Origin of the sequence: Methylomonas aurea, assembly GCF_024505045.1 — a bacterium.
Lineage (GTDB): Bacteria > Pseudomonadota > Gammaproteobacteria > Methylococcales > Methylomonadaceae > Methylomonas > Methylomonas aurea.
Map to the genome: position 1 here is coordinate 107,915 of NZ_JANIBM010000001.1, position 23,141 is coordinate 131,055.

General features: G+C 57.9%; 19 protein-coding genes. 12 read left to right on the forward strand and 7 right to left on the reverse strand.

Features of this window, described 5'->3' with window-relative positions; translation table 11 throughout:
- Positions 1–32: 32 nt before the first annotated feature.
- Positions 33–3,704, reverse strand: coding sequence for a methionine synthase (gene metH / locus NP603_RS00460; RefSeq protein WP_256608949.1), 3,672 nt, complete (start codon positions 3,702–3,704; stop codon positions 33–35).
- A gap of 71 nt (positions 3,705–3,775) precedes the next feature.
- Here metH and NP603_RS00465 point away from each other — a divergent pair, with 71 nt between their 5' ends.
- Complete coding sequence (locus NP603_RS00465) at positions 3,776–3,967, forward strand: DUF2970 domain-containing protein (protein ID WP_256608950.1); 192 nt, start codon at positions 3,776–3,778, stop codon at positions 3,965–3,967.
- 54 nt (positions 3,968–4,021) lie between these two features.
- On the opposite strand, the gene NP603_RS00470 is transcribed toward NP603_RS00465, so the two are convergent.
- On the reverse strand, positions 4,022–4,444 hold the full coding sequence (locus NP603_RS00470) for a hypothetical protein (protein WP_256608951.1): 423 nt from the start codon (positions 4,442–4,444) through the stop codon (positions 4,022–4,024).
- Positions 4,445–4,652: 208 nt separating this feature from the next.
- Here NP603_RS00470 and NP603_RS00475 point away from each other — a divergent pair, with 208 nt between their 5' ends.
- From NP603_RS00475 to NP603_RS00490, 4 genes are all read left to right on the forward strand, one after another.
- Positions 4,653–4,781 (forward strand): hypothetical protein, encoded by a 129-nt coding sequence (locus NP603_RS00475; protein WP_255189959.1) that lies wholly within the window; start codon positions 4,653–4,655, stop codon positions 4,779–4,781.
- A 145-nt stretch (positions 4,782–4,926) separates the two neighbouring features.
- Entirely contained in the window at positions 4,927–6,834 is a 1,908-nt protein-coding gene (locus NP603_RS00480; protein WP_256608952.1) for a DCC1-like thiol-disulfide oxidoreductase family protein, read from the forward strand.
- Positions 6,835–6,934: 100 nt separating this feature from the next.
- Positions 6,935–7,072: a hypothetical protein gene (locus tag NP603_RS00485; protein WP_256608953.1), complete on the forward strand. Its 138-nt coding sequence runs from the start codon at positions 6,935–6,937 to the stop codon at positions 7,070–7,072.
- Positions 7,073–7,255: 183 nt separating this feature from the next.
- Positions 7,256–7,378, forward strand: a complete 123-nt coding sequence (locus NP603_RS00490; RefSeq protein WP_256608954.1) for a hypothetical protein — start codon at positions 7,256–7,258, stop codon at positions 7,376–7,378.
- A 65-nt stretch (positions 7,379–7,443) separates the two neighbouring features.
- Here NP603_RS00490 and NP603_RS00495 read toward each other — a convergent pair whose 3' ends face one another.
- Genes NP603_RS00495 through glyQ form a run of 4 tightly spaced genes read right to left on the reverse strand, consistent with a single transcriptional unit; the run spans position 7,444 to position 11,693 of the window.
- Positions 7,444–8,202 carry a lysophospholipid acyltransferase family protein gene (locus NP603_RS00495; protein ID WP_256608955.1) on the reverse strand — a complete coding sequence of 253 codons (759 nt, stop codon included), beginning with the start codon at positions 8,200–8,202 and terminating at the stop codon, positions 7,444–7,446.
- A complete protein-coding gene (gene gmhB / locus NP603_RS00500) occupies positions 8,162–8,710 on the reverse strand; it encodes a D-glycero-beta-D-manno-heptose 1,7-bisphosphate 7-phosphatase (protein ID WP_256608956.1) in 549 nt (182 codons plus the stop codon). The genes NP603_RS00495 and gmhB overlap by 41 nt, the downstream gene beginning before the upstream one ends.
- Positions 8,707–10,776 carry a glycine--tRNA ligase subunit beta gene (gene glyS / locus NP603_RS00505; RefSeq protein WP_256608957.1) on the reverse strand — a complete coding sequence of 690 codons (2,070 nt, stop codon included), beginning with the start codon at positions 10,774–10,776 and terminating at the stop codon, positions 8,707–8,709. Before glyS ends, gmhB begins: the two co-directional genes overlap by 4 nt.
- 2 nt (positions 10,777–10,778) lie before the next feature.
- On the reverse strand, positions 10,779–11,693 hold the full coding sequence (gene glyQ, locus NP603_RS00510; protein WP_064023322.1) for a glycine--tRNA ligase subunit alpha: 915 nt from the start codon (positions 11,691–11,693) through the stop codon (positions 10,779–10,781).
- Positions 11,694–11,938: 245 nt separating this feature from the next.
- Here glyQ and ubiA point away from each other — a divergent pair, with 245 nt between their 5' ends.
- From ubiA to NP603_RS00545, 7 genes are all read left to right on the forward strand, one after another.
- Positions 11,939–12,799: a 4-hydroxybenzoate octaprenyltransferase gene (gene ubiA, locus NP603_RS00515; protein ID WP_256608958.1), complete on the forward strand. Its 861-nt coding sequence runs from the start codon at positions 11,939–11,941 to the stop codon at positions 12,797–12,799.
- A gap of 401 nt (positions 12,800–13,200) precedes the next feature.
- A complete protein-coding gene (locus NP603_RS00520) occupies positions 13,201–13,872 on the forward strand; it encodes a CerR family C-terminal domain-containing protein (protein WP_256608959.1) in 672 nt (223 codons plus the stop codon).
- Between the two features lie 45 nt (positions 13,873–13,917).
- The gene (locus NP603_RS00525; RefSeq protein ID WP_256608960.1) at positions 13,918–15,030 is read left to right on the forward strand and encodes an efflux RND transporter periplasmic adaptor subunit; all 1,113 of its coding nucleotides are present in this window, start codon (positions 13,918–13,920) and stop codon (positions 15,028–15,030) included.
- The gene (locus tag NP603_RS00530; RefSeq protein WP_256608961.1) at positions 15,027–18,140 is read left to right on the forward strand and encodes an efflux RND transporter permease subunit; all 3,114 of its coding nucleotides are present in this window, start codon (positions 15,027–15,029) and stop codon (positions 18,138–18,140) included. Before NP603_RS00525 ends, NP603_RS00530 begins: the two co-directional genes overlap by 4 nt.
- 183 nt (positions 18,141–18,323) lie before the next feature.
- Positions 18,324–19,496, forward strand: a complete 1,173-nt coding sequence (locus tag NP603_RS00535; protein WP_256608962.1) for a methyl-accepting chemotaxis protein — start codon at positions 18,324–18,326, stop codon at positions 19,494–19,496.
- Between the two features lie 20 nt (positions 19,497–19,516).
- Positions 19,517–20,488, forward strand: a complete 972-nt coding sequence (locus tag NP603_RS00540; protein WP_256608963.1) for a nitrate- and nitrite sensing domain-containing protein — start codon at positions 19,517–19,519, stop codon at positions 20,486–20,488.
- A 117-nt stretch (positions 20,489–20,605) separates the two neighbouring features.
- The gene (locus tag NP603_RS00545) at positions 20,606–21,964 is read left to right on the forward strand and encodes a cytochrome P450 (protein ID WP_256608964.1); all 1,359 of its coding nucleotides are present in this window, start codon (positions 20,606–20,608) and stop codon (positions 21,962–21,964) included.
- Positions 21,965–22,018: 54 nt separating this feature from the next.
- On the opposite strand, the gene NP603_RS00550 is transcribed toward NP603_RS00545, so the two are convergent.
- Positions 22,019–23,086 (reverse strand): AI-2E family transporter, encoded by a 1,068-nt coding sequence (locus tag NP603_RS00550; RefSeq protein WP_256608965.1) that lies wholly within the window; start codon positions 23,084–23,086, stop codon positions 22,019–22,021.
- Positions 23,087–23,141: the final 55 nt, after the last annotated feature.

The following is a 23,141-nucleotide window of genomic DNA, read 5'->3' on the forward strand; positions in this document are numbered from 1 at the left end:
TATTAGCCTGATCTAAGCGTAAGGCCGAGCGATCAGTGGTTCAGATGCGCCGCCAACCAGCGTTCCGCCACTTCCAATTTTATGCCTTTGCGCCGCGCGTAATCTTCCAATTGGTCCCGATCGATTTTGCCGACGTTGAAATATTGCGACTCGGGGTGCGAGAAATACCAACCGCTAACCGCCGCCGCCGGATACATCGCAAAATTTTCGGTCAAGGCAATCGAGGTGGTCGCGGTGACGTTCAGCAATTCGAACAACTTGGCCTTTTCGGTATGGTCCGGGCAGGCCGGATAACCGGGGGCCGGTCGAATGCCGCGATAGGCTTCTTCGATCAGCGCCGCGTTGTCGTAATTTTCATCCTCGGCATAGCCCCAGTAGTCCTTGCGCACCGCCAAATGCATGTACTCGGCGAAGGCTTCGGCCAGACGGTCGGCCAGCGCCTTCAGCATGATGGCGCTGTAATCGTCGTGGTCCTGTTCGAATTCGGCCAATTTGGATTCGATGCCGATGCCGGCGGTGACGGCAAATCCGCCGATATAATCGGCGATGCCGCTTTCAACTGGCGCAATGAAGTCCGACAGGCAGTAATTCGGCCGCCCCGGTGCCTTGACGTTCTGCTGGCGCAAGTGATGCAGTACTTCAAGCTGTTCGCTGCGATTATCGTCGCTGTAAACGATGATGTCGTCGCCGTCGCTATTGGCCGGGAAAAAGCCGATCACGGCTTTGGCGGTCAACCAATTTTCGCTGACGATGCGTTGCAGCATGTCCTGCGCGTCTTTGAATAATTTGCCGGCTTCCTTGCCGACGACCGCGTCATGCAGGATCGCCGGGTAGCTGCCGGACAATTCCCAAGTCAGGAAGAAAGGCGTCCAGTCGATGTATTGTGCCAGTGTCGCCAGCGGGAAATGGTCGAAGACCTGGGTGCCGAGGAACTTGGGTTTAACCGGTTGGTGCCCGGCATGGTCGAAACGGTTACGCCGCGCGGCTTCAAGCGGATGCTGCGGATTCTTGGCCTGGCGGCCTTTGTGGCGTTCGCGGACCTGAGCGTATTCCTCGCGGGTTTTGGCGACGAAATCGGCTTGCAAATCTTCGCTGAGCAGCGAACTGACCACGCCCACAGCGCGCGAGGCGTCGGTGACATAAACAGTTGGATGCTCGTAGTTGGGTTCGATCTTGACCGCGGTGTGGGCGCGCGACGTCGTTGCGCCGCCTATTAATAACGGAATTTTAAAGCCCTGGCGCTGCATTTCCTTGGCGACATGCACCATTTCGTCCAGCGACGGCGTGATCAAGCCGCTGAGGCCGATCACGTCCACCTTTTCCTCGCGAGCGGCTTTCAAAATGTTTTCCGCCGGCACCATCACACCCATGTCGATCACTTCGTAGTTGTTGCATTGCAACACCACGGTGACGATGTTTTTGCCGATGTCATGCACGTCACCCTTGACGGTGGCCATCAGCACCTTGCCGTTGGTTTCGCGGGCGGCGCCGTCCTTGTCGGCGTCCATGAACGGCATCAGATAGGCTACGGCCTTTTTCATGACCCGTGCCGACTTCACGACTTGAGGCAGGAACATCTTGCCTTCGCCGAACAGGTCGCCGACCACGTTCATGCCATCCATCAGTGGGCCTTCGATGACGTGCAACGGCTTTTCCGCTTCCAAGCGGGCGGCTTCGGTATCTTCCTCGATAAAGTCGGCGATACCTTTGACCAAAGCATGTTCCAGGCGTTTAGTAACTGGCCATTCGCGCCATTCCAGGGTTTCCTGCTTGGCCGCCTGGCCGCTACCGCGATATTTTTCGGCGATGTCCAGCAGTCTTTCGGTGCCGTCCGGGGTGCGGTTCAGAATCACGTCCTCGACTGCGTTGCGCAACTCTTCCGGAATGTCGGCGTAAATCGCCAGCTGGCCGGCGTTGACGATGCCCATATCCATGCCGGCATGCACCGCGTGGTACAGAAATACCGCGTGAATCGCTTCCCGCACCGGATTGTTGCCGCGGAACGAGAACGACACGTTGGATACGCCGCCGGAAATCAAGGCATGCGGCAAATTTTGCTTGATGGCGCGGGTGGCTTCGATGAAATCGACGCCGTAATTGTTGTGCTCCTCGATACCGGTGGCGACCGCGAAAATATTCGGGTCGAAGATGATGTCTTCCGGCGGAAAGCCGACCTGCTCGGTCAAAATCTTGTAGGCGCGGCTGCAGATTTCGATCTTGCGTGCCATCGTGTCGGCCTGGCCGACTTCGTCGAAGGCCATCACGATCACTGCCGCGCCGTAACGGCGTACCAGTTTGGCGTGTTCGATGAACAGTGCTTCGCCTTCCTTGATCGAAATCGAGTTAACGATGCCCTTGCCCTGAATGCATTTCAGGCCGGCTTCCAGAATTTCCCATTTCGACGAGTCCAGCATCACCGGCACTTTGGCGATGTCCGGCTCGGCCGCCAGCAGATTCAGAAAGCGCACCATCGCCGCTTTGGAATCGAGCATGCCTTCGTCCATGTTGATGTCGATGATCTGGGCGCCGTTTTCGACCTGTTGCCGGGCCACTTCCAGTGCATCCTCGTAGCGCTCTTCGACGATCATTTTTTTGAAGATCGCCGAACCGGTGACGTTGGTCCGCTCGCCGACGTTGACGAACAAGGTTTCCGGGCCGATGCTCATCGCTTCCAGGCCGGCCAGGTGGCAGCGTTTTTCCAGTTCCGGAATTTGTCGCGGCGGATATTTGCTTAGCGCGGCGACGATGGCTCGAATGGTATCCGGGGAAGTGCCGCAGCAGCCGCCTATGATATTCAGATAGCCGTTGGCGGCCCAGTCGGCCAGTTCGGCGGCCATCATTTCCGGAGTTTCGTCGTATTCACCAAACTCGTTGGGCAGGCCGGCGTTGGGGTGGGCGGAGACGTAGGTGTCGGCGATGTTGGATAATTCTTCGATGTACTGACGCAGTTCCTGGGCGCCGAGCGCGCAATTGAAGCCGATCGAAATGGGTTTGACGTGTTTTAGCGAAGTCCAGAATGCGGCGGCGGTTTGGCCGGACAGAGTGCGGCCGGAGGCGTCGGTGATGGTGCCGGAGATCATCACCGGCAGTTTGTAACCGATTTGGTCGAACACCGATTCGACCGCAAAAATCGCCGCCTTGGCGTTCAAAGTGTCGAATACGGTTTCGATCAGAATAATGTCGGCACCACCGTCGATCAAGCCACGGGTGGCTTCGCTGTAAGCATCGACCAAGTCGTCGAAGGTGATGTTGCGAAAGCCGGGATCGTTGACGTCGGGCGACATGGACGAGGTACGGTTGGTTGGCCCCAAGACGCCGGCGACGAAACGCGGTTTGTCCGGTGTCAGCGCGGTTGCCGCATCGGCGGCTTGTCTAGCGACTCGAGCCGAGGCGACGTTGATTTCGTAGGCCAGATCTTCCATCCGGTAATCGGCCATCGCCACCTTGGTGGAATTGAAGGTGTTGGTTTCCAGAATGTCGGTGCCGGCATCCAGATAAGCCTTATGAATGGCCCTGATTACATCGGGTTGGGTGATCGACAGCAGGTCATTATTGCCTTTCAGATCGACCGGCCAGTCGGCAAAGCGTTCGCCGCGATAGTCCTTTTCCTCCAGCTTGTAGCTCTGTATCATGGTGCCCATGGCGCCATCCAGAAACAAAATTCGCTGTGACAGAAGCTGGTGTAAACGTTGAGAGCTATTCATGCGGAAATTCATCGAAAGTGTTGGAACGGCGGCTAATCGGAAGTTTTGGCAAACCAATTTTGAGGGAAATCATGTCTAAACCCAGCCTGTTGCACGTCGTAAAAAGCGTGATCGCAGCCGCCATTGGCGTACAAAGCAACAAGAACAGAGAGATTGATTTTCAGCATGGCTCGTTGCCGGCCTACGTGTTCGTCGGCTTGATTGCGACGGTGCTGTTTATTTTTACGATAGCCACTATCGTATCTGCCGTCATCGGCGGTTGATGTGTCACCTCGGTAAAAGCCCAAGTTGTCCTGGGCTTACCGAGGCCCAATGACTTAACTGCCGGACGAGGTTTTGAAGCTGTCTTTGATGCTGATGAACATTTCTTTGACGCCGCTGAACAGGTTGGCAGGTGTCAACGCTTCTTTCAAAATGACCAAGGTACGGATTACGGCAACGGCCAGGAAGCCTGCGACGGACGGAAACAATTCGCAAAGGCTGTTGACGAAAAATCCCCCGGCATTTTCCTGGGTTCTTCTGTCGCTGACGCTGGCCAAATCGCGGTCGTAACTGTCACCGATGTCTTTGCCGCCCAGTGCGTCGATGATCTCGATGCAAAAAATCTGGGCGATGAACTCCACCGCGAAAAACACCGCGGCGCAAGCGGCCACCCACATCAAAACGTTCGGTTTTTTAGCCTTCATCATGCTCTGGTAAACCCAGATAGCGGTCAAAACCATTACAATGCCACCGATCATATTTTTCCCCTTGTACTTTTTTATTGTTCTAAAAATTCAGGTTGAGTCGGCATACTACCATATTCGGTCCGGATAGCAATTGCGCCGCTATCTTTACTGAACAGCCACGAATTGCTTGACTTTGAAGGTGGCTAAAGTAACATATGAACTTCGAACGCCAACGAAATGGCACATTTTATAACAACTAACTTTAAGGTAGGAGGCACCCATGGGAGCGATCTTAGATTTAACAGAAATGCTGAAAGAACCATCTGGCATGATCGGCGCGGTAGTAATCATCGCTGCTGGCTATTTCTTCGTAAAATGGGTTTTTGCTGAGCCTAAAGACGAAGAATAAGCAACGTTTCCTGCTCGCGCTTACAAAGCTTTTCTGGAAGAAAGCGGCTACGGACAGATCCCGTAGCCGCTTTTTTTTTGGTCTGTTTCCCGGCTTTTTGGCAAAATCCCTTATAATCGGTAGCCTTTTGGCCTGCCGATTCGCCATGTTCAAAACGTTAGTTCTAAAAATCAATAGGCTTTATTCCGAAAGGGTCCCGGCTACCGGTATCGGCTTGTTCCGGCTACTGTTCGGTTTGGTGACGTTGCAGGAAGTGTTTTTTCTGCTGTATTTCAACCATCTGATTTTCGATCCTATTCCGTTCCTGGATGTCGAATTTCCGATGATCCCATTCTTTCTCTGGCTGTGGGCGGCCGTCGCTTTCTGCTTGGCCGTGGGTTACCGGAGCCAGGCCAGCAGCATCGCCAACTATCTGTTTTGGCTGGTATTCGTCAATTTCACGCCAATGCAGCGCGATTTCGACGGCGGTTTCGATTTGTTCATGACCGGGGCCAATTTCTTCCTGATTTTCATGCCGCTCGATCGCGCGTTCGCCATTGACGGCCTGCGCCGCAAGTTGTGCAACCCGTTCGTCCATTACTCGGCTTACGGACCGGCAACCGTCTCGGCCTTGGTATACCATTTACCAGTCATCGTCTGCCTTGGCTTTTTATATTTCGATTCGGCGATTCACAAAATGTTTGCCGAGCATTGGCGCAACGGCCTCGGCGCCTGGTTGCCGTCTTCCATGCCGTATTACATATCTGCGCTCGATATGTCCTGGCTGCTGAACATCGAGATCCTGCAAAAGACCATCGGTTACACCATCATCGTTTTCCAATTCAGTTTCTTGTTTTTCTATTCCCGTCGCCGTTTCCGGTGGTTGTGTTTTCTGCTGGGATTGTCGCTGCATCTGGGCATCACGCTGTCGTTCAATATTTATCCGTTCGGAATGGGTATGTTGATTTTTTACGCACTGGTGATGCCGTTTGGCTGGTACCGCCACTTCGGAGCGTGGTTGCGCGCCAAGCAGGCGGTTTTGACCGTGTTTTACGACCAGCAATGTCCGCTCTGCAATCGCACGGTGTTGACCTTGAACCACTTCGACGTGTTGCGCCGGGTAGATTTCAAGCCGGCGCAGGTCTTCGCCGCCGACTATCCGGCCCTGTCCCATTTGGGGCAGCAACAGCTGATGACGGACCTTTATGCTGTAGACGGCCAAGGCCGGGTCTATGCCGGTGTCGACACTTATTCGCAAATTCTAGTGGCGATGGGATACCCCGCCCTGGTCGGCTGGATGATGCGCTTGCCGTTGCTCTACGGATGGATATGCAAGCGTTACCGGGCTATAGCCGACAATCGCCAACGCTTGGTCTGCGACGCCAACTGCGCTGTGCCGGCGGCCGGCGCAGCCGAGAACAGCCTTTACCATCGAATATTCGAGGCTGAGCATGCGACACCTGCCAGAAGCTCCGTTCACAAAATCAGCAAAGTATTACTGGTATTGATTCTGTTCCAGCTCAACAGTAGCATCCATTACGGCCTAATTTACCGTTTGCACGTCGATACCCGGCAAACGCCGTTGACCAGCATGCTGAACAACATGAGCAACGCATTGTTGATGATGTCGCATACCTTTCTCGGCATCACGCCGCATGCTTTGTATCTGCACGACCATTTCGCAGGCTACGACCATATTTTGGCAATTACCTATCTCGATGCGGACGGCATCGAACGCTGGCTGCCGTTCGTCGACCAGCAGGGCCGGCTGCTGGCTCCCAACTGGGGACGCGTGCATTCGATGTGGGCCAACATCGCCGTCACACCGAATATCGACGAATTGCGCCTGAAAAAATTCATCATGAAAGTCACGGCATTTTGGGGTATCAAGAGCAGCCTGGACCTGGAAAACACCCAATTCATCATCAAAATGAAGAAAACCAGGGCGCCGTTTACCTGGGAGAAAGATCTACGAAACAATAATTTATCAGGTAGCTGGCAAACGATAGGCTCGGCACGCTGGGCCGGCAAGGAAATCAAAATCAGCCTGCCCATGGACATCGACACAATATGAAAAAGGGTGTTGCATGCGCAGATTGGTCATGCTATAAATTTTGCGTGCTTCGTTTAAGTACACTCAAAATTATAAAAACCCATTAAATCTGGAGGATGTTATGAAAAAAGTATTTTCTGTTTTGGCTATGGTTATGGTTATGGTGAGCTTGGCCGGTTGCATGGACGATCCAGACCAAGGCAACCCAAAACCAAAAGGTTTCGGCTCTACCAACCAACAAGGCAGCGGTGTAAAATAATCGTAGCCGTTACAGGATTTCAGACTCCTGATGTAAGGCCCGCTAATGCGGGCCTTATTCGTTTAAGGGCTTGACAATTTGATAATAACCCTCAATTTGCCTATCGGTTTTTAGCCGTGTTATAAAACTTCCCGTGTTCGATTGCCGAGCACGTAAAATTAAAATTTTTGATTTGGAGGAATTATGAAAAAAGTACTGTCATTACTGGCTATGACCCTGATGATTGCCGGCTTGAGCGGATGCATGGACAATCCTGATGCGTCAAAACAAAAAGTTTCCAGCTCTACTTCATCAGTACAGCTCTAAACCCCTCGATTGAACAAAAAGGCCCGTTGAATCCGGGCCTTTTTTGTGTCCGGCAAAAAAATATCTCAATGTTTTTCCGCTTCGATTTTAGCCATGGCCTGCGTAATCCACGCCTCCGCTTCGGCATTAATATCTTTCGACTTTTTATCGGCCGAGCTGATCGGCGGACCGATTTTCACTTTAATCACACCGGGATATTTCAAAAAGCTGTTACGCGGCCAAAATTCACCGGCGTTATGGGCCAATGGAATCACCGGAAACCCCGATTTTTGGGCCAGCATAGCGCCGCCGGCATTAAATTTTTTATGCGCGCCTGGCGCAACTCTGGTGCCTTCCGGAAACACCACGACGAACAAGCCCTCCTGTAAGCGTTCGATCCCCTGATCGATCAACATTTTCAGCGCCTCTTTTTGGTTCTGCCGGTCGATGGCAATCGGCTTTAACGTTGCCAAAGCCCAGCCGCCGAACGGAATCTGCAACAGGGATTTTTTCAATACCGCGGTTTGCGGCCGAATGAACTGCCTCAATGCCACCGTCTCCCAGGCCGATTGGTGTTTACTCAGCACGATGGCCGCTCGGTCTTGCGGAATGTGCTCCAAGCCCTCCACTTCGTAACTCAGTCCGCAGCACAGCTTCAACATATAAAGCAGGCAGTCGATCCAGATATCGGCGAATTTGTAGCGCCACTGAAACGGCAGGAAATACCCGCCTAGTATCGCCACCCCGACGATCAGCGTCGAAATCACGATGTAAATAAATAGTAAGGTAGAGCCTAAATAAACTCTAAAGTCGGCTTTCCGAGACGATATATGCGGCTGCGTCATAAAGATTGTCGAAAACGGGAACGTCTAGTTGTGGGTTGTCGTTAAGGGTTTGCCAGCCTTTGCCGGTCTTGACCAACACCGGTCTGGCGCCGGCCGCCCGGGCGGCCTGAATGTCGCGCAACGCATCGCCGACGGCAAAAGTTGCGCTTAAATCGATTTGCTTGTCTTGCGCCAATCGGCGAAACAAGCCGGCTTTGGGTTTACGGCAGTCGCAATCGTCGCCGGGACCGTGCGGACAGAAATAGATAGCCTCGATTTCGCCGCCGGCGGCGGTAGCAAGTTGCAACATTTTGGCGTGGATTGCGTCCAGCGCTGCCAAATCGAACAAGCCTCTGGCGAGGCCGGACTGGTTGCTGATCACCGCCACGCGAAAGCCATGGCGGTTCAGCATGGCTATGGCTTCCAGGCTGCCGGGCAAGGGCAGCCATTCAGCGGCTGATTTGATGAACTCGTCGGAATCGACGTTGATGGTGCCGTCCCGGTCCAGTATCACATAACGCCCGCTCACGATTGCAGCTTGGAAATGTCGGCGATTCGCAAGAATTGGTTGGACAATTTGGCCAGCAGCGCCAAGCGGCTGCCACGCAGCGCCGGATCGTCGCTATTGACCATCACGTTGTCGAAAAAAGCGTCGACGCTGTCGCGCAACTGCGCCAAACGGCTCAGCGCCAGCGCATAATTATGTTCCGCCAATAACGGCCCGATATCGGCCTCCGACTGTTCGGCGGCGGTAAGCAGATTTTTCTCCGCAGCTTCGACCAATGTCCCGATCTGCTCGGCCGGCGCCTGCTCGGACTTTTTCAGGATATTGCCGATCCGTTTGTTGGCGGCCGCCAAACTTTCCGCTTCAGGCAGGGCGCGGAAATTTTGTACGGCGCGAATGCGTTGCCAAAAATCGAACGGCCGGGTCGGATTAACCGCCAATACCGCCTCGAATTCGTCGCTAGAGAAGCCCTGGTCCAGGCAAAAGCCTTTCAGGCGGTCGAAAATAAAGCCGACCAGCTTCTGCCGGATTTCGGCCTTGTCGAAGGCGTGGCTGAATTGCGCCAGCGCCGCATCCAGCAATTCCGCAACGTCCAAGGCCAAACCGTTTTCGACCAGTATCCGCAAGATACCTATCGCGGCACGGCGTAAGGCATACGGATCCTTATCGCCGGTCGGAATCAGGCCGACGCTGAAAATGCCGGCCAGCGTGTCGATTTTTTCCGCCAAAGCCAGCGCGATACTGACCGGTGCTTGCGGAATTTCGCCGCCGGATTGTTTCGGGAAATACTGTTCTTCCAGCGCGTTGGCCACCGCCAAATCTTCGCCGTCGGCCGCGGCATAATAACGCCCCATCGTGCCTTGCAGATTGGCGAATTCGCCGACCATGCTAGTGATCAGATCGGTTTTCGCCAGTAACGCTGCGCGCTTGGCCAGGCTCGAGTCGGCCCCGAGTTGTTCGGCAATCAGGCCGGCCAGGCTGGCGACACGTTCGGTTTTGTCGAACAAGGTACCCAGATCTTTCTGGAATACGATGGTTTTCAGGCTTTCCACCCGTTCGGCCAACGACTGTTTTCTATCCTGCTTCCAGAAAAATTCGGCATCGACCAAGCGCGGCAACACCACCCGCTCGTTGCCGGCCCGAATCGAATCCGGCCGCGAACTTTCGATATTGGCGAAGGTAATGAAATGCGGCAGCAAACCGCCTTGCGCATTTTTCACCGGGAAGTATTTCTGGTTGGCCTGCATGGTCGTGATCAATACTTCCTGCGGCAATTCCAGAAAACGAGAGTCAAAATTGCCGACCACCGGCACCGGCCATTCGTTCAGCGCAGCAACCTCTTCCAGCAGGTCCGCCTCGATATGGGCGACGCCGCCGACTTTTTCCGCCGCCTGGTTCGCCGCATCGCGAATCACCGCCATCCGTTCCTCGAAATCGGCCAGCACCTTGCCCTGCAGCCTTAAAACCCCCAGATACTCGTGCGGGTCGCGAATGCTCAAATCCTGCGGCGCGTGAAAACGGTGGCCGCGCGTGATCCGGCCGGTAGTGCGGCCGAGGATGTCGGTGACGATGATTTCGCTGCCGAACAACAGCACCGCCCAATGTACCGGTCGGGCGAACTCGGCGTCGAAACTGCCCCAGCGCATGCGCTTGGCAATCGGCAGATTAACCAAAGCCTTGCGGATGATGTCCGGCAATAACTCGGCGGTGGCCTGGCCGTTCACGGCTTGTTTGAAGATCAGCCAGGACCCTTTGTCGGTTTCCAGTTTTTCCAATTGCTCGAAACTGGCACCGCAACTGGCCGCGAAGCCCAAGGCCGCCTTGCTCGGCGCACCGTCGGCCCCGTAAGCCGCTTGCAGCGCCGGGCCGCGTTTCTCGACCACCTTGTCGGCCTGGAAGGTTTGCAGATCGTCGATCAGGACTGCCAATCGGCGCGGGGTGGCATAGGCACGGGCCTGGTGGTAACTCAGCCCGGCATCCTGTAAACCGGCCACTATGTTGTCCAGCAAGGCCTGGCTCAGGCGTTTCAGAGACTTCGGCGGTAATTCCTCGCAGCCCAATTCGAACAGAAAATGATTGGTCGCAGTCATGATTACGCTCCTTGTCTGGCCAGAATCGGAAAGCCCAGCGCTTCCCGGCGATTGTAATAAGCTTCGGCGACCGATTTGGCCATATTGCGGACCCTGAGTATGTAGCGTTGGCGCTCGGTGACCGAGATGGCGTGGCGGGCGTCGAGCAGGTTAAACGAGTGCGAGGCTTTCAACACCATTTCGTAGGCGGGCAGCGGCAGGTTTTTTTCCAGCAACATCAGGCATTCGCGTTCGTAGGTGTCGAAGCAGTTGAACAGGAAATCGACGTTAGCCAGGTCGAAGTTGAACTCCGACATTTCCACTTCGTTCTGGTGGAACACGTCGCCGTAAGTGACGACGCCCTGCGGGCCTTGGGTCCAGACCAGATCGAACACCGATTCCACACCCTGCAGGTACATCGCGATCCGCTCCAGGCCGTAGGTAATCTCGCCGGTCACCGGCCGGCATTCCAAACCGCCGACTTGTTGGAAATAGGTAAATTGCGTCACTTCCATACCGTTCAGCCACACTTCCCAGCCCAAGCCCCAGGCGCCCAGGGTCGGCGACTCCCAATTGTCCTCGACGAAGCGGATGTCGTGTTCCAACAAATCCAGCCCCAAATGGCGCAACGATCCCAGGTAAAGCTCCTGGATGTTGTCCGGCGACGGCTTCATGATCACCTGAAATTGGTAGTAGTGCTGCAAACGGTTCGGATTTTCGCCGTAGCGACCATCTGTCGGCCGGCGCGAAGGCTGCACGTATGCCGAGTTCCACGGTTCCGGACCGATCGCGCGCAAAAACGTGGCCGGATGGAAGGTGCCGGCGCCGACTTCCTGGTCCAAAGGCTGCAACAACACACACCCCTGATTCGACCAGTATTCCTGCAGAGTCAGAATCAGGCCCTGAAAAGTTGAGACATCGTTTTTGCTAGTCGACACGTTGAGAGCCACTCGATTGGTAAAAATGCCCCGATTATATCCGAAATCGTTACGCAGGGCGGAAGGGCGCCGGGCCGCCGATACCCGACAAAGCTTGCTGGCGACGGGCTGGCCGCCGCAAATTCCGGCGTGAATTCGGCTGCGGTTAGACTAGTCGACAACTCGGCTAAAACCGCCGGTTTTGGATTAGAATGCCCGGCCATGGCCCGCAACCGCCCTTGTAACTTCCTACCTCTTGCCCAGCGATGAATAAAATTACCGAGCGCCTTCGCCAATACTGGCTTCTAGCCCGCTTCGACAAGCCCATAGGCATTTTCATTTTGTTGTGGCCCACCTTATGGGCGCTATGGATTGCCGGCGACGGCAGACCGGACGGCTTGGTGTTGGTTGTGTTCGTTGCCGGCGTGGTTTTGATGCGCGCGGCCGGCTGCGTGATCAACGATTACGCCGACCGCGATTTCGACCCGCATGTCGACCGCTGCAAGCAGCGGCCGATCGCCGCCGGCCGCGTCACCCCCAAGGAAGCTTTGCTGGTATTTGCGGCACTGTGCCTGGCCGCGTTCGGCTTAGTGTTGCTGATGAACTGGTACACGATAGCCTTGTCCTTCGTCGGCGCCTTTCTGGCGGCCAGCTATCCGTTCATGAAACGCTATACCCATTTGCCGCAAGCCTATCTGGGCGCGGCATTCGGCTTCGCGGTACCGATGGCATTTGCCGCCCAAACCAACAGCATTCCGCTGGTGGGCTGGGTTTTGTATCTGGCCGTTTTGCTGTGGGCGCTGGTGTACGACACGATGTATGCGATGGTCGACATCGACGACGACTTGAAAATCGGCGTCAAATCCACGGCAATTTTATTCGGCAGCCGGGTGCGGGAAATCACCGGCGGTCTGCAAGTCATCATACTGGGCTTGCTGGTCTGGATCGGTACGGCGCAACAATTAGCCTGGCCCTACTACTCTGGATTACTGGTTGCGGCCGGCTTTGCGGTTTACCAGCAAACCTTGATTTTTCATTTCGACAAGCCCAATTGCTTCAAGGCGTTTTTGAACAACAACTGGTTCGGCTTGGCCGTGTTTGCCGGACTGGTGCTGGCATATCTATAACCGGCCAACTTCTCGCCGTTAGCAGTTTCCTGGATTCCAGACGGTTTCCGCGGGCGAACGTATCTGGCAGCCGCCGGCCGGCAGCCGTTTGACCGAGAGTTATGGGCCGTGGGTTGCGGCCATACTCGGCCGCAGATTTTTGCCGATAGGCTCATAGGCTGTTTCATCACGCTAACTACACTCAGAACACAGATTAGGCTCCACCGTTTCGACTAATCCTAAGTAAAACCTGCTCTTAAACCAGCGATTTGCTGCTGACTTGTAATTTGACCCCGCCTCGGCGGCGGCTTTTTTATTGCGATCTTTGAGCGTTACGATGCCGGCGTTTGACAATCAATCGTTTGATTGATAACGTGCCAATCAATCGATTGATTTAATTCTGAGGTATTTTCTGGAGCAATATGGCTAAAGACCTCCACGCCGAAACCGAAACCCACGATGCCCGCAGCCGACTGGTCAGCGCCGGCTTGCGGCTGTTTGCCGAGAAAGGCTACGAAGGCGCATCCACCCGCGAAATCTGCGAGGCCGCCGGCGTCAACATTTCCGCGATCCGTTACTACTTCGGCGACAAAGCCGGGCTGTACCGCGCCGCATTCACCGAACCGATGGGCGAATCGGCGTGCGGCACGAACATCGCGGCCTATGCCGATTTACCGTTGCCGGAAGTGCTGCACCGGTTCTTCGCCGAATTTCTGGAACCGTTGAAAAAGGGCGAAGAACTGGGATTGGTCATGAAGCTGCATTTCCGGGAAATGATCGAACCGACCGGCGCCTGGCAACAGGAAATCGACGCCGAGATCAAACCCCAACACGACGGCTTGGTGGCATTGCTGCAAGCGCATCTGGGCCTGGACCGAGCGGATGACGATCTGCACCGGTTGGCGTTTTCGATCACCGGTATGGCCGTGCATTTCTACATCGGACAGGACATCATCGCCGTGGTGTCGCCGCCGCTGCTGAACACCCCGGCAGCAGTCGATACCCTGGCGGAACGCTTGGCCGGCTACGCCGTGTCAATGATCAACGGCGAAGCCGCGCGGCGCACGCGACTCGCCGAGTTAGCGTCGCGCTAAATTCAGCTTTTGCATCTGCAGGTTTCTTTCACCGGAGGAAAAACCATGACCCACGGAAAAATCATAGCCCCGGCTCTCGCCCTGTTGTCGCTCGTCGGTCTCGGTCTGGCGATCGGCGGCAATAAAGACGCCACGCCCGCTTCACCGCCGCCGGCCGCCAATCCTGCGCTCAGCGTGACGACGGTGCAGCCGCAGTTGCTGGACATGCCGATCGTGCTTACCGCCAACGGCTCGATCGCAGCCTGGCAGGAAGCCGTGATCGGTGCCGAAATCGGCGATTTACGCCTCAGCGCGGTCAATGTTCAGGTAGGGGAAACAGTCAAAAAAGGCCAAGTGCTGGCGACTTTTTCCGATGAAAGCGTGTTGGCCGACATTGCTCAGAGTCGAGGCGTCGTCGCCGAGGCCGAAGCCAATTTGGCGGAAGCGCGGGCCAACGCCGAACGCGCGCGCAAAGTGCTGGAAAAAGGCGCGCTGAGCGTGCAGCAAGTCGACCAATATCTGACCGGAGCCAAAACCGCCGAAGCCAAGTTGCAATCGGCTCGGGCACAATTGGACGCGCAACTGTTGCGATTGAAATATACCAAGGTGCTAGCCAGCGATGACGGCGTAATCTCGGCGCGCAACGCCACTCTGGGTGCCGTTGCGGCCAAGGGTCAGGAATTGTTTCGCTTGATTCGGCAGAACCGGCTGGAGTGGCGCGGCGAAGTGACCGCCGCCGAAATGACGCAGTTGCGGCCCGGCGTCGAAGTGACGGTGGACGTACCGAATGTTGGTCGGATTCGGGGCAGCGTGCGTTTCCTGGGGCCGACACTGGACGTGCAAAGCCGCAATGGTCTGGTTTACGTCGACTTGCCCAACGCGGCGCAAAACGGCTTGCGCGCCGGCATGTTCGGCCGCGGCGACTTTCATCTCGGGTCCAGCGCCGGCTTGACCGTACCGCAAGAAGCGCTGTCGCTGCGCGAAGGCTTCAGCTACGTGTTTCGCCTGACAGAGCAAACCGGCGACCGGGCCAAGGTCGAGCAAGTCAAGGTCCAGCTCGGCCGCCGCGCCGGCGACGCGCTGGAAGTCCTGGCCGGCCTCAGTCCCGACGATCGCCTGGTGGCCAGGGGCGCATCCTTCCTGGCCGACGGCGACAGCGTCAGAGTGGTGGCACCATGAACGTCTCGGCCTGGTGCATCCGTAACCCGATCCCGGCGCTGATGCTGTTCGTGCTGCTGTCTTTCGGCGGCATGCACAGTTTCCGAACCATGAAAATCCAGAACTTCCCGGATCTGGATTTGCCCACCGTCACGGTCACGGCGACGCTACCCGGCGCTTCGCCGGCGCAGTTGGAAACCGAAGTGGCGCGGAAAATCGAAAATGCCATCGCCACGTTGCAGGGCTTGAAACACATCATCACCAAGGTGCAGGACGGTAGCGCGACCATTACCGCCCAATTTCGCCTGGAAAAACCGGTGCAGGAAGCGGTCGACGACGTGCGTTCGGCGGTGACCAAGGTGCGCACCGACCTACCCAGCGATCTGCGCGACCCGATCATCAATAAACTGGATCTGGCCGGCTCGCCGATTCTGGCCTTTACCGTGCGCTCCGAGCAGCGCGACGACGAAGCCTTGTCCTGGTTTGTCGAGGACACCGTCGCCAAACGCTTGTTGGCGGTAAACGGCGTCGGCGCGGTAACCCGGGTCGGCGGCGTCAGCCGGGAAGTGACGATTGCGCTCGACCCGGTCAAACTGCAAGCCTTGGGCGCGACGGCGGCCGACATTTCCCGCCAGTTACGATCGATGCAACGCGAAAGCGCCGGCGGCCGTACCGATCTGGGTAGCGGCGAGCAACCGGTACGTACCTTGGCCAACGTATTGTCGGTTGACGAATTAAGGCCGCTAGAATTGTCGCTGCCGGACGGCCGCCGCATCCGCCTGGACCAGGTGGCCCAGGTTGACGATGCGGTAGCCGAGCCGCGTGCGGCGGCGTTTCTGGACGGCAAGCCGGTGGTCGGTTTCGAGGTCACCCGCAGTCGCGGTGCCGGCGAAGTCGAGGTCGGCGCCGGTGTGAAGAAGGCGCTGGACGAATTGCTGGCCGCCAATCCGGACATCGAATTCACCGAGGCCTTCAATTTCGTCGACCCGGTCGCCGAGGAATTCCAGGGATCGATGGCGATGCTGTACGAAGGCAGTTTGCTGGCCGTACTGGTGGTCTGGCTGTTTTTGCGCGACTGGCGCGCCACCTTCGTCTCAGCGGTGGCTTTACCGCTGTCGGTGGTGCCGGCCTTCATCGGTATGGACCTGTTCGGGTTTTCGTTGAACGTGATCACTTTACTGGCCTTGTCACTGGTGATCGGCATCCTGGTCGACGACGCCATCGTCGAGGTGGAAAACATCGTCCGCCATCTGCGAATGGGCAAGACGCCGTACCAGGCGGCGATGGAGGCGGCCGACGAGATCGGCTTGGCCGTGGTCGCCACCACCTTTGCCTTGGTCGCGGTGTTTTTGCCGACCGCGTTCATGAGCGGCGTGGCCGGCCGTTTTTTCAAACAGTTCGGCTGGACCGCGGCGCTGGCCGTGTTGGCGTCGCTGGTGGTGGCGCGGATGCTGACGCCGATGATGTCGGCCTATCTGTTGCAAAGTACCGGCCACCGGGATAGCGCCGAAGGGCCGCTAATGCGCTGGTACATCCGGGCGGCTGCCTGGTGCCTGAGGCATCGCCTGCTTACCATGGCCGGCGCGGCGGCGTTCTTCTTCGGCTCGTTGCTGTTGATTCCGCTGCTGCCGACCGGCTTCATTCCGGCCGACGACAATCCGCAAACCCAAGTTTTCGTCGAATTGCCGCCGGGCGCCAGTTTGAACCAGACCCAAACCGTGGCGGAAGCCGCGCGAGGTTTGGTGGCCGACATCCAATACGTGAAAACCGTGTACACCACGATAGGTGCCGGCTCGGCCGGCAGCGACCCGATGGCCGGAGCTCAGGGTGCCGGCGAAGTGCGTAAAGCCACGCTGACCGTCACGCTGGCCAGCCGTCGCGACCGGCCGGTGCGCAAGCAGGTGATCGAACAGCAGATTCGCCAGGCTCTGGAAAAGCTGCCCGGCGTGCGCACCAAAGTAGGCTTGGGTGCATCCGGCGAGAAATACGTGTTGGTGTTGAGCGGCGACGATCCACAAACTCTGGCTAGCGCCGCCCGCGCCGTCGAGCGCGATCTGCGGACGATCCCCGGCCTGGGCAGTATCGCCTCCAGCGCCGCTTTGGTAAGACCGGAGATTGCGGTGCGCCCCGATTTTGCCCGAGCCGCCGACTTAGGAGTGACCACCTCCGCGTTGGCCGAGACGCTGCGCATAGCCACGGTCGGCGATTACGACTGGTCGCTGTCGAAACTGAATCTGGCCCAGCGCCAGGTGCCGATGGTGGTAAAACTGGCTGCCGCAGGCCGCCGCGATCTGGCGGTGCTGGAACGGTTGGCGGTGCCGTCGGCGAAAAGCGGCAGCGGCACGGTCTTGGTCGGCCAGGTGGCGAAGCTGGAACTGTCCAGCGGCCCGGCCGTGATCGACCGTTACGACCGCTCGCGCAACGTCAATTTCGAGATCGAGCTGTCCGGCCAGCCGCTCGGGGAAGTCACCGCCGCGGTCGCCAATCTGCCCAGCATCCGCAATCTGCCGGCGGGCGTCAAACGCATCAGCATCGGCGACGCCGAGATGATGGAAGAGCTGTTTTCCAGCTTCGGTTTGGCGATGCTGACCGGCTTGCTCTGCATCCTGGTGGTCTTGATTCTGCTGTTCAAGGACTTCATCCAGCCGATCACGATCCTGGCCGCGCTGCCGTTATCGTTCGGCGGCGGTTTCGTGGCCTTGCTGTTGACCGGCAAGGCCTTCTCGATGCCGTCGTTGATCGGTTTGGTAATGTTGATGGGCATCGCCACCAAAAACTCGATTCTGCTGGTCGAATACGCCATTGTCGCTCGTCGCGACCACGGCATGAGCCGCTTCGATGCCTTGCTCGACGCCTGCCGCAAACGGGCGCGGCCGATCGTGATGACCACCATCGCGATGGGCGCCGGGATGTTGCCGATTGCGCTGGGCACCGGCGATGCCGATGCCTCGTTTCGCAGCCCGATGGCGATCGCCGTGATCGGCGGTCTGATCACCTCGACCTTGCTCAGTTTGTTGGTGATTCCGGTGGCGTTTACCTATTTGGACGACGGCAAGCAATGGGCGCTGGCGCTGTGGCGGCGTTGCTTCGGCGACAAAACCGCCGCGATCCAGAAGCCGCTTTCGCATTGACCGCCAAGCAGGACCGGCGAGCCCGGTCCCGCGACTCCAAATGGTGCATAGTTGAGCGGTAGTTCGGCTAAACGTTCCAAATCGGTGCAGGACTTGGCGCAGGCCAGCAGTATTTTCGACTCGATAAGATTGGCGAGAAATTTGCTGGGCAGAAAGCCAAGGTCCACTTTCGACGAGTACGCCATGCCCGCTTCGTTGCTCTCTGCCGTTCTCGGCAATTACCGGCTTCGCTATCAATTCCTGATCCTGTCCGGCTTGGTCGCGCTACCGACAGTGGTTAGTGCGGCCCTGGCCGCCAACTGCAACCCCGGCCTGTCGCCTGGGTTGTGGTTGGCGGTCGCTGCCAGTCAACTACCCTGCATGATCGCGCTGTACGTTGTGTACGCCGGATTGCGCAACGGTTTGCAAAGCCTGCTCGTGGCACAGCGCCAACTCGCGAGCGGCGATTTCGGCGTGCGCTTGCAAGTCGCCGGCCACGACGAGTTGGCCGAGCTGGGCGTCGGTTTTAACGATACGGTGCGCGAGCTGGGCCGGCGGATGAACAAGGTGCAGGCTTCGATCCAGGAGGTGACCTACGCCGCCGATCAATTGCACCAAGGCTCCGGCCAGGTTGCCGACCAGCTCGACCTGCAACGCAAAAGCACGACGATGATGGCCGCGGCCATCGAGCAAATGTCGGCCAGCATTCTCGGCGTGGCCGGGCAATGCCGGGAAACCGAAAAGATTTCTTCGACCACGCAACAACTGTCGCTGCAAGGCCAGCATTCGATCGATAGTTTTATTGCCGATATCAAGCAACTGTTCCTGGAAATAGAGGAATTGGCGGGTTTGATGCGCAACCTGGAGCAGCATTCCCAGCAAGTCTCGCAAATCTCGGAGATGATCAAGGCCATTTCCGAACAAACCAATTTGCTGGCGCTGAACGCCGCGATCGAGGCGGCGCGGGCCGGCGAATACGGCCGCGGTTTCGCCGTCGTGGCCGACGAAGTGCGGACGTTGGCACAACGGGTCCGGCTGTCGGCCGAGGAAATCACCGGCACCACCGAGGCGGTGCGCGAGCAAATCGATCGCGCCGTGCGTTCGATCGACGCCACGCAGCAACGCACCGAACAGGGCATGGACAAAGCTTACAGCGTCGAACGCGTGCTGGCCGGCATCAAGGAACATGCCGACAGCGCCTTGGACAACGTGTCGATGATCGCCGCCAGCACCGAACAGCAAAGTCAGGTCAGTCTGGAGATCGGCCGCAACGTGGAAAGCATCGCCCAGCATGTCGAGGAAAACAGCAAAGCCGCCCAGGAATCGGCGGCGATCGCCCGCCATTTGTCGAAACTGGCGCAAGTCGTAGCCCATTAACCCGCACAGCAGGCTTTTCGATGTCCGATACCTTAGTCTTGTTATGCGCAGCAGCCGGCTCGGTCGGTTCCGTATTCGCCGCGATCTGGCACTGCCGCAATCGAACCCGGCTCGCCCAATTGGCCAGCCAACAGACCGGCATCGCCATCAACCGCGAGCTAAAGCAACTGCTCGGCAAGCTTCAGCAGCATCGAGGAATGGCCAGCGGCTATCTGAACGGCGACGCCAGCTTCAAATATAAAATTTCGGCATTGCAGGCCGAAATCGACCGCGAAACGGAACAAATCGCCGCGCGCTTGCTGGCGTTACCCGCCCATCGCGCCGGATTCGAGTCGATTCAATCCCATTGGCGCAAATTGAGTCCGACCGTGCTGCACGGTACCCGCGAGCAGAGCTTCGATAACCACTGCCAGCTGATCTCGGCCGTATTGGATTTGATACGCGACATCGCCGAACGCAGCCTATTGCACCGCGATAGCGCCTGTCCGTTCGGTTTTATCGAGATCGTCTGGCATTTGTTGCCGGACACCGCCGAAGCGATCGGCCAAACCCGGGCGATCGGCACCGGTATCGCCGCCGCCGGCCGCAGCCTCAGCACCGAACGCATCAAACTGGGCTACTTGCTGACCCGCATCCGTAATGCCGCAGGGCGCCTCGAGTCGGGCATCGCCCGGACGCCGTCGGCAATGGCGGGTGCCGAGTTCCGGCGCAGCTTCGGCGAGGTGCAGCAGCGCATCGTCAGTCTGGTCGGCGATATCGAACAACAATTGTTGGCGACCGAACGCCCCGAAATCGACTCGGCCGGCTTTTTCGCCCACGCCACGCAGACACTGAACGGCGTGTTCGATCTGTACGACCGGGCCGAGGCGGTCGCCAACCGGGAGTTGCAAACGCTGCTGGCCGGCGCCACCCGACTGGGCCGCCAATCGCTGGCGGCGCTGCTACTGGCGTTGGCTACCGCCGCTGCCGGCATCGTGCCGCTGGCGCTGTAAAACGGCGTCCGGCCGGAACGGCTTGTGTAACGGCGGGGTAAACCGTTACAGTGCCGCCGTTTGCCGCCCGACCTGCCCCATGGCAACGGCGGCTACCGGACCCGTTCGCGAATTTCGATGCCCAACGCCAAACCCATACCGCAAGCCAAAGCCGATTTCCTGATCGGCAATTTGAGACCGCTCGCCGCCGATCCGTTTCGGACCTTATCCGCCTGGTGGCGCGACTACGGCGATGCGGTCGGTTTTCGAGTACTAACCCGGCAATTCTATATGTTCAGCCATCCGAGCATGGCGGAACAAGCCTTGGTCCGCCAGGCCGATACATTCGCCAAAATGTACGATCCGCAAAAACCCAAGGGCCTGGAATTGGTGCTCGGTCAGGGTTTAGTCACCAGCCGCGGCGAATTGTGGCGCAATCAGCGGCGTTTGATGCAGCCGGTGTTTCAACGCGGCAACCTGAGCGCGTTGCAGCCGCAAATCGTCGCCGCCGGCCGCGAAATGCTGCTGCGCTGGCAACGCTTGGGTGACGGCGTCCAAGTCAATCTGTGCGACGAAATGATGCGGCTTACGCTGGAAGTCATCACCCAAACCATGTTCGGCACCAGCGTGCTGGACCGGATCGACGCCATCGCTCCGGCGCTGGATACGGCATTGCGCCACGCCGCCGCATCGCTGCTGAATCCGTTATCCTTGCCGCCATCGGTGCCGACGCCGCGCAATCGCGCCTTCAACCGGGCCATGGCGACGCTGGACGGCGTGGTTTACGGCATCATCGAACAGCGCCGCGCCCATCCGGCGCCGGCCGGCCGCGATTTGCTGGGCATGCTGTTGCAGGCGCGCGACGAGGACAGCGGGACCGGTATGAGCGACCGCCAACTGCGCGACGAAGTGTTGACCATTTTCAGCGCCGGCCATGAGACTACTTCGAATTTACTGAGCTGGACCTTGTATTTGTTGGCCCGGCATCCGGACGTGCTCGGTCGTTTGCGGCGGGAGTTGCAGGCTTTGCCGGCCGAGGAAGACTGGCAGTTTGCCGATCTGCAAAGCCTCGAATACTGCAAGGCGGTCCTGAACGAATCGCTGCGGCTGCGACCGCCGGTCGGTGTGATCATGCGCAAAATCCAGCGCGACGCCGAAGTCGAAGGCTACCGGCTCGCAGCCGGAAGCTTGGCGTTGTTCAATATTTTCAACCTGCACCACCATCCGCAATTCTGGAGCGATTCGGAGCGTTTCGATCCGGAGCGCTTTCTCGGCAACCGCAGCCACCGCTTTGCCTTCATGCCGTTCGGCGCCGGCGAACGGATTTGTATCGGCAACCATTTCGCCTTGCTGGAGAGCCAGTTGCTGTTGAGCCTGATCGTGCGCCATTACGATATCGAATTGCTCGATCCGGGCGAGGCGGAGATCGAAATGATGGTGAGCCTGCGGCCGAAAGGCGGTTTGCAGGTACGGCTGCAGCGGTTGGCAAAACCTTAACCGATTTTCCCTAGGGGGGTCGTTTGCCGCTGCCGTGTCCGGCCGGAAGTTGCGTTAACCGCCCGCGTCCTTAAGGTCCTGGTTTTCGTTGCTGATCAGCCAATCCAGCACCAGGGCGTAACTGGTCGCCAGCAGGGTCGGGCCGATGAATACGCCGATGAAGCCGAACGCCAGCAGGCCGCCGAAGATGCCGAATACGATCAGGACGAACGGCAATTCGACTTCGCGGCTGATCAGGACCGGCCGCAACCAATTGTCTATCGTGCCGACGAACAGCAAGAACCACAGTGCGATAAAAATCGCCCGGCCGGTTTCGCCGTCCACCAGCAGCCATAACGCAACCGGCAGCCAGACCACGGTGCCGGCGGCCGGAATCAGCATCAAAAAGAAAGCGACGACGCCCAGCACGAAGGCGTAGGGCACGTCGGCAAGTACGAAGCCGAGCATCGAAGCCAACGCTTGAACCAGCGCGGTACCGATGATGCCGTATACCACGGCGCGCAAGCTGGAGCGGACGATGTGCAGAATGCGTTGGCTGCGTTCGCCGGCCAGGCGCCGAACCGCAATCACCACGTGTTCGGCAACCCGTTCGCCGTCGCGGTAGAAAAAAAACAACACCAGAATGCTCAGGCCCATATGCATCAACTGGCCGCCGAGCTTGATGCCTTGCTGCAAAATCCAGGTGCCGGCCCCGAGGGCGTAGGGGCGGGCCAGTTTCACCAGCCGGCTGGTATCTTCGCCTATGCTTTGCCAAACCGATTTGGCCTTTTCGCCAATCCATGGCAGCCGCTCCAGCCATTCCGGGGCCGGCGGCCACGTGTGCACACTTTGGTTGAGCCATTGCAGCAGGCGGTTGATGTCTTCGGTGAAGCTGAATCCGGCGGTGGCGAACGGCGTCAACAACAGGATGCCGATCGGCAGCACCATGGTTGCCGCGGCGCGATTGGCGCTGAAATGCCATTCCCGCAAGCGGGAATAGAGCGGCCAGGTGACGAAACATAAGATTGCCGCCCACAGCAAATCGAACACAAACGGCTGCAACACCTGGTAACAGGCAAACAATAACAGGCCCAACGCGGCCAGACTGGCGGCTTTTTCGTAACGCGTGTTTTGCATGCTCATTGGCGGCCTGCACCGGTTTAACAATACTGGTCCGGAGTTTACGGCATTATCGAGT

Excerpts from the sequence above, each read along its gene's own strand:
- metH (WP_256608949.1), bottom strand. The coding sequence starts at position 3,704 with ATGAATAGCTCTCAACGTTTACACCAGCTTCTGTCACAGCGAATTTTG.
- NP603_RS00465 (WP_256608950.1), top strand. The coding sequence starts at position 3,776 with ATGTCTAAACCCAGCCTGTTGCACGTCGTAAAAAGCGTGATCGCAGCC.
- NP603_RS00470 (WP_256608951.1), bottom strand. The coding sequence starts at position 4,444 with ATGATCGGTGGCATTGTAATGGTTTTGACCGCTATCTGGGTTTACCAG.
- NP603_RS00475 (WP_255189959.1), top strand. The coding sequence starts at position 4,653 with ATGGGAGCGATCTTAGATTTAACAGAAATGCTGAAAGAACCATCTGGC.
- NP603_RS00480 (WP_256608952.1), top strand. The coding sequence starts at position 4,927 with ATGTTCAAAACGTTAGTTCTAAAAATCAATAGGCTTTATTCCGAAAGG.
- NP603_RS00485 (WP_256608953.1), top strand. The coding sequence starts at position 6,935 with ATGAAAAAAGTATTTTCTGTTTTGGCTATGGTTATGGTTATGGTGAGC.
- NP603_RS00490 (WP_256608954.1), top strand. The coding sequence starts at position 7,256 with ATGAAAAAAGTACTGTCATTACTGGCTATGACCCTGATGATTGCCGGC.
- NP603_RS00495 (WP_256608955.1), bottom strand. The coding sequence starts at position 8,202 with ATGACGCAGCCGCATATATCGTCTCGGAAAGCCGACTTTAGAGTTTAT.
- glyS (WP_256608957.1), bottom strand. The coding sequence starts at position 10,776 with ATGACTGCGACCAATCATTTTCTGTTCGAATTGGGCTGCGAGGAATTA.
- ubiA (WP_256608958.1), top strand. The coding sequence starts at position 11,939 with ATGAATAAAATTACCGAGCGCCTTCGCCAATACTGGCTTCTAGCCCGC.
- NP603_RS00520 (WP_256608959.1), top strand. The coding sequence starts at position 13,201 with ATGGCTAAAGACCTCCACGCCGAAACCGAAACCCACGATGCCCGCAGC.
- NP603_RS00525 (WP_256608960.1), top strand. The coding sequence starts at position 13,918 with ATGACCCACGGAAAAATCATAGCCCCGGCTCTCGCCCTGTTGTCGCTC.
- NP603_RS00530 (WP_256608961.1), top strand. The coding sequence starts at position 15,027 with ATGAACGTCTCGGCCTGGTGCATCCGTAACCCGATCCCGGCGCTGATG.
- NP603_RS00535 (WP_256608962.1), top strand. The coding sequence starts at position 18,324 with ATGCCCGCTTCGTTGCTCTCTGCCGTTCTCGGCAATTACCGGCTTCGC.
- NP603_RS00540 (WP_256608963.1), top strand. The coding sequence starts at position 19,517 with ATGTCCGATACCTTAGTCTTGTTATGCGCAGCAGCCGGCTCGGTCGGT.
- NP603_RS00545 (WP_256608964.1), top strand. The coding sequence starts at position 20,606 with ATGCCCAACGCCAAACCCATACCGCAAGCCAAAGCCGATTTCCTGATC.
- NP603_RS00550 (WP_256608965.1), bottom strand. The coding sequence starts at position 23,086 with ATGAGCATGCAAAACACGCGTTACGAAAAAGCCGCCAGTCTGGCCGCG.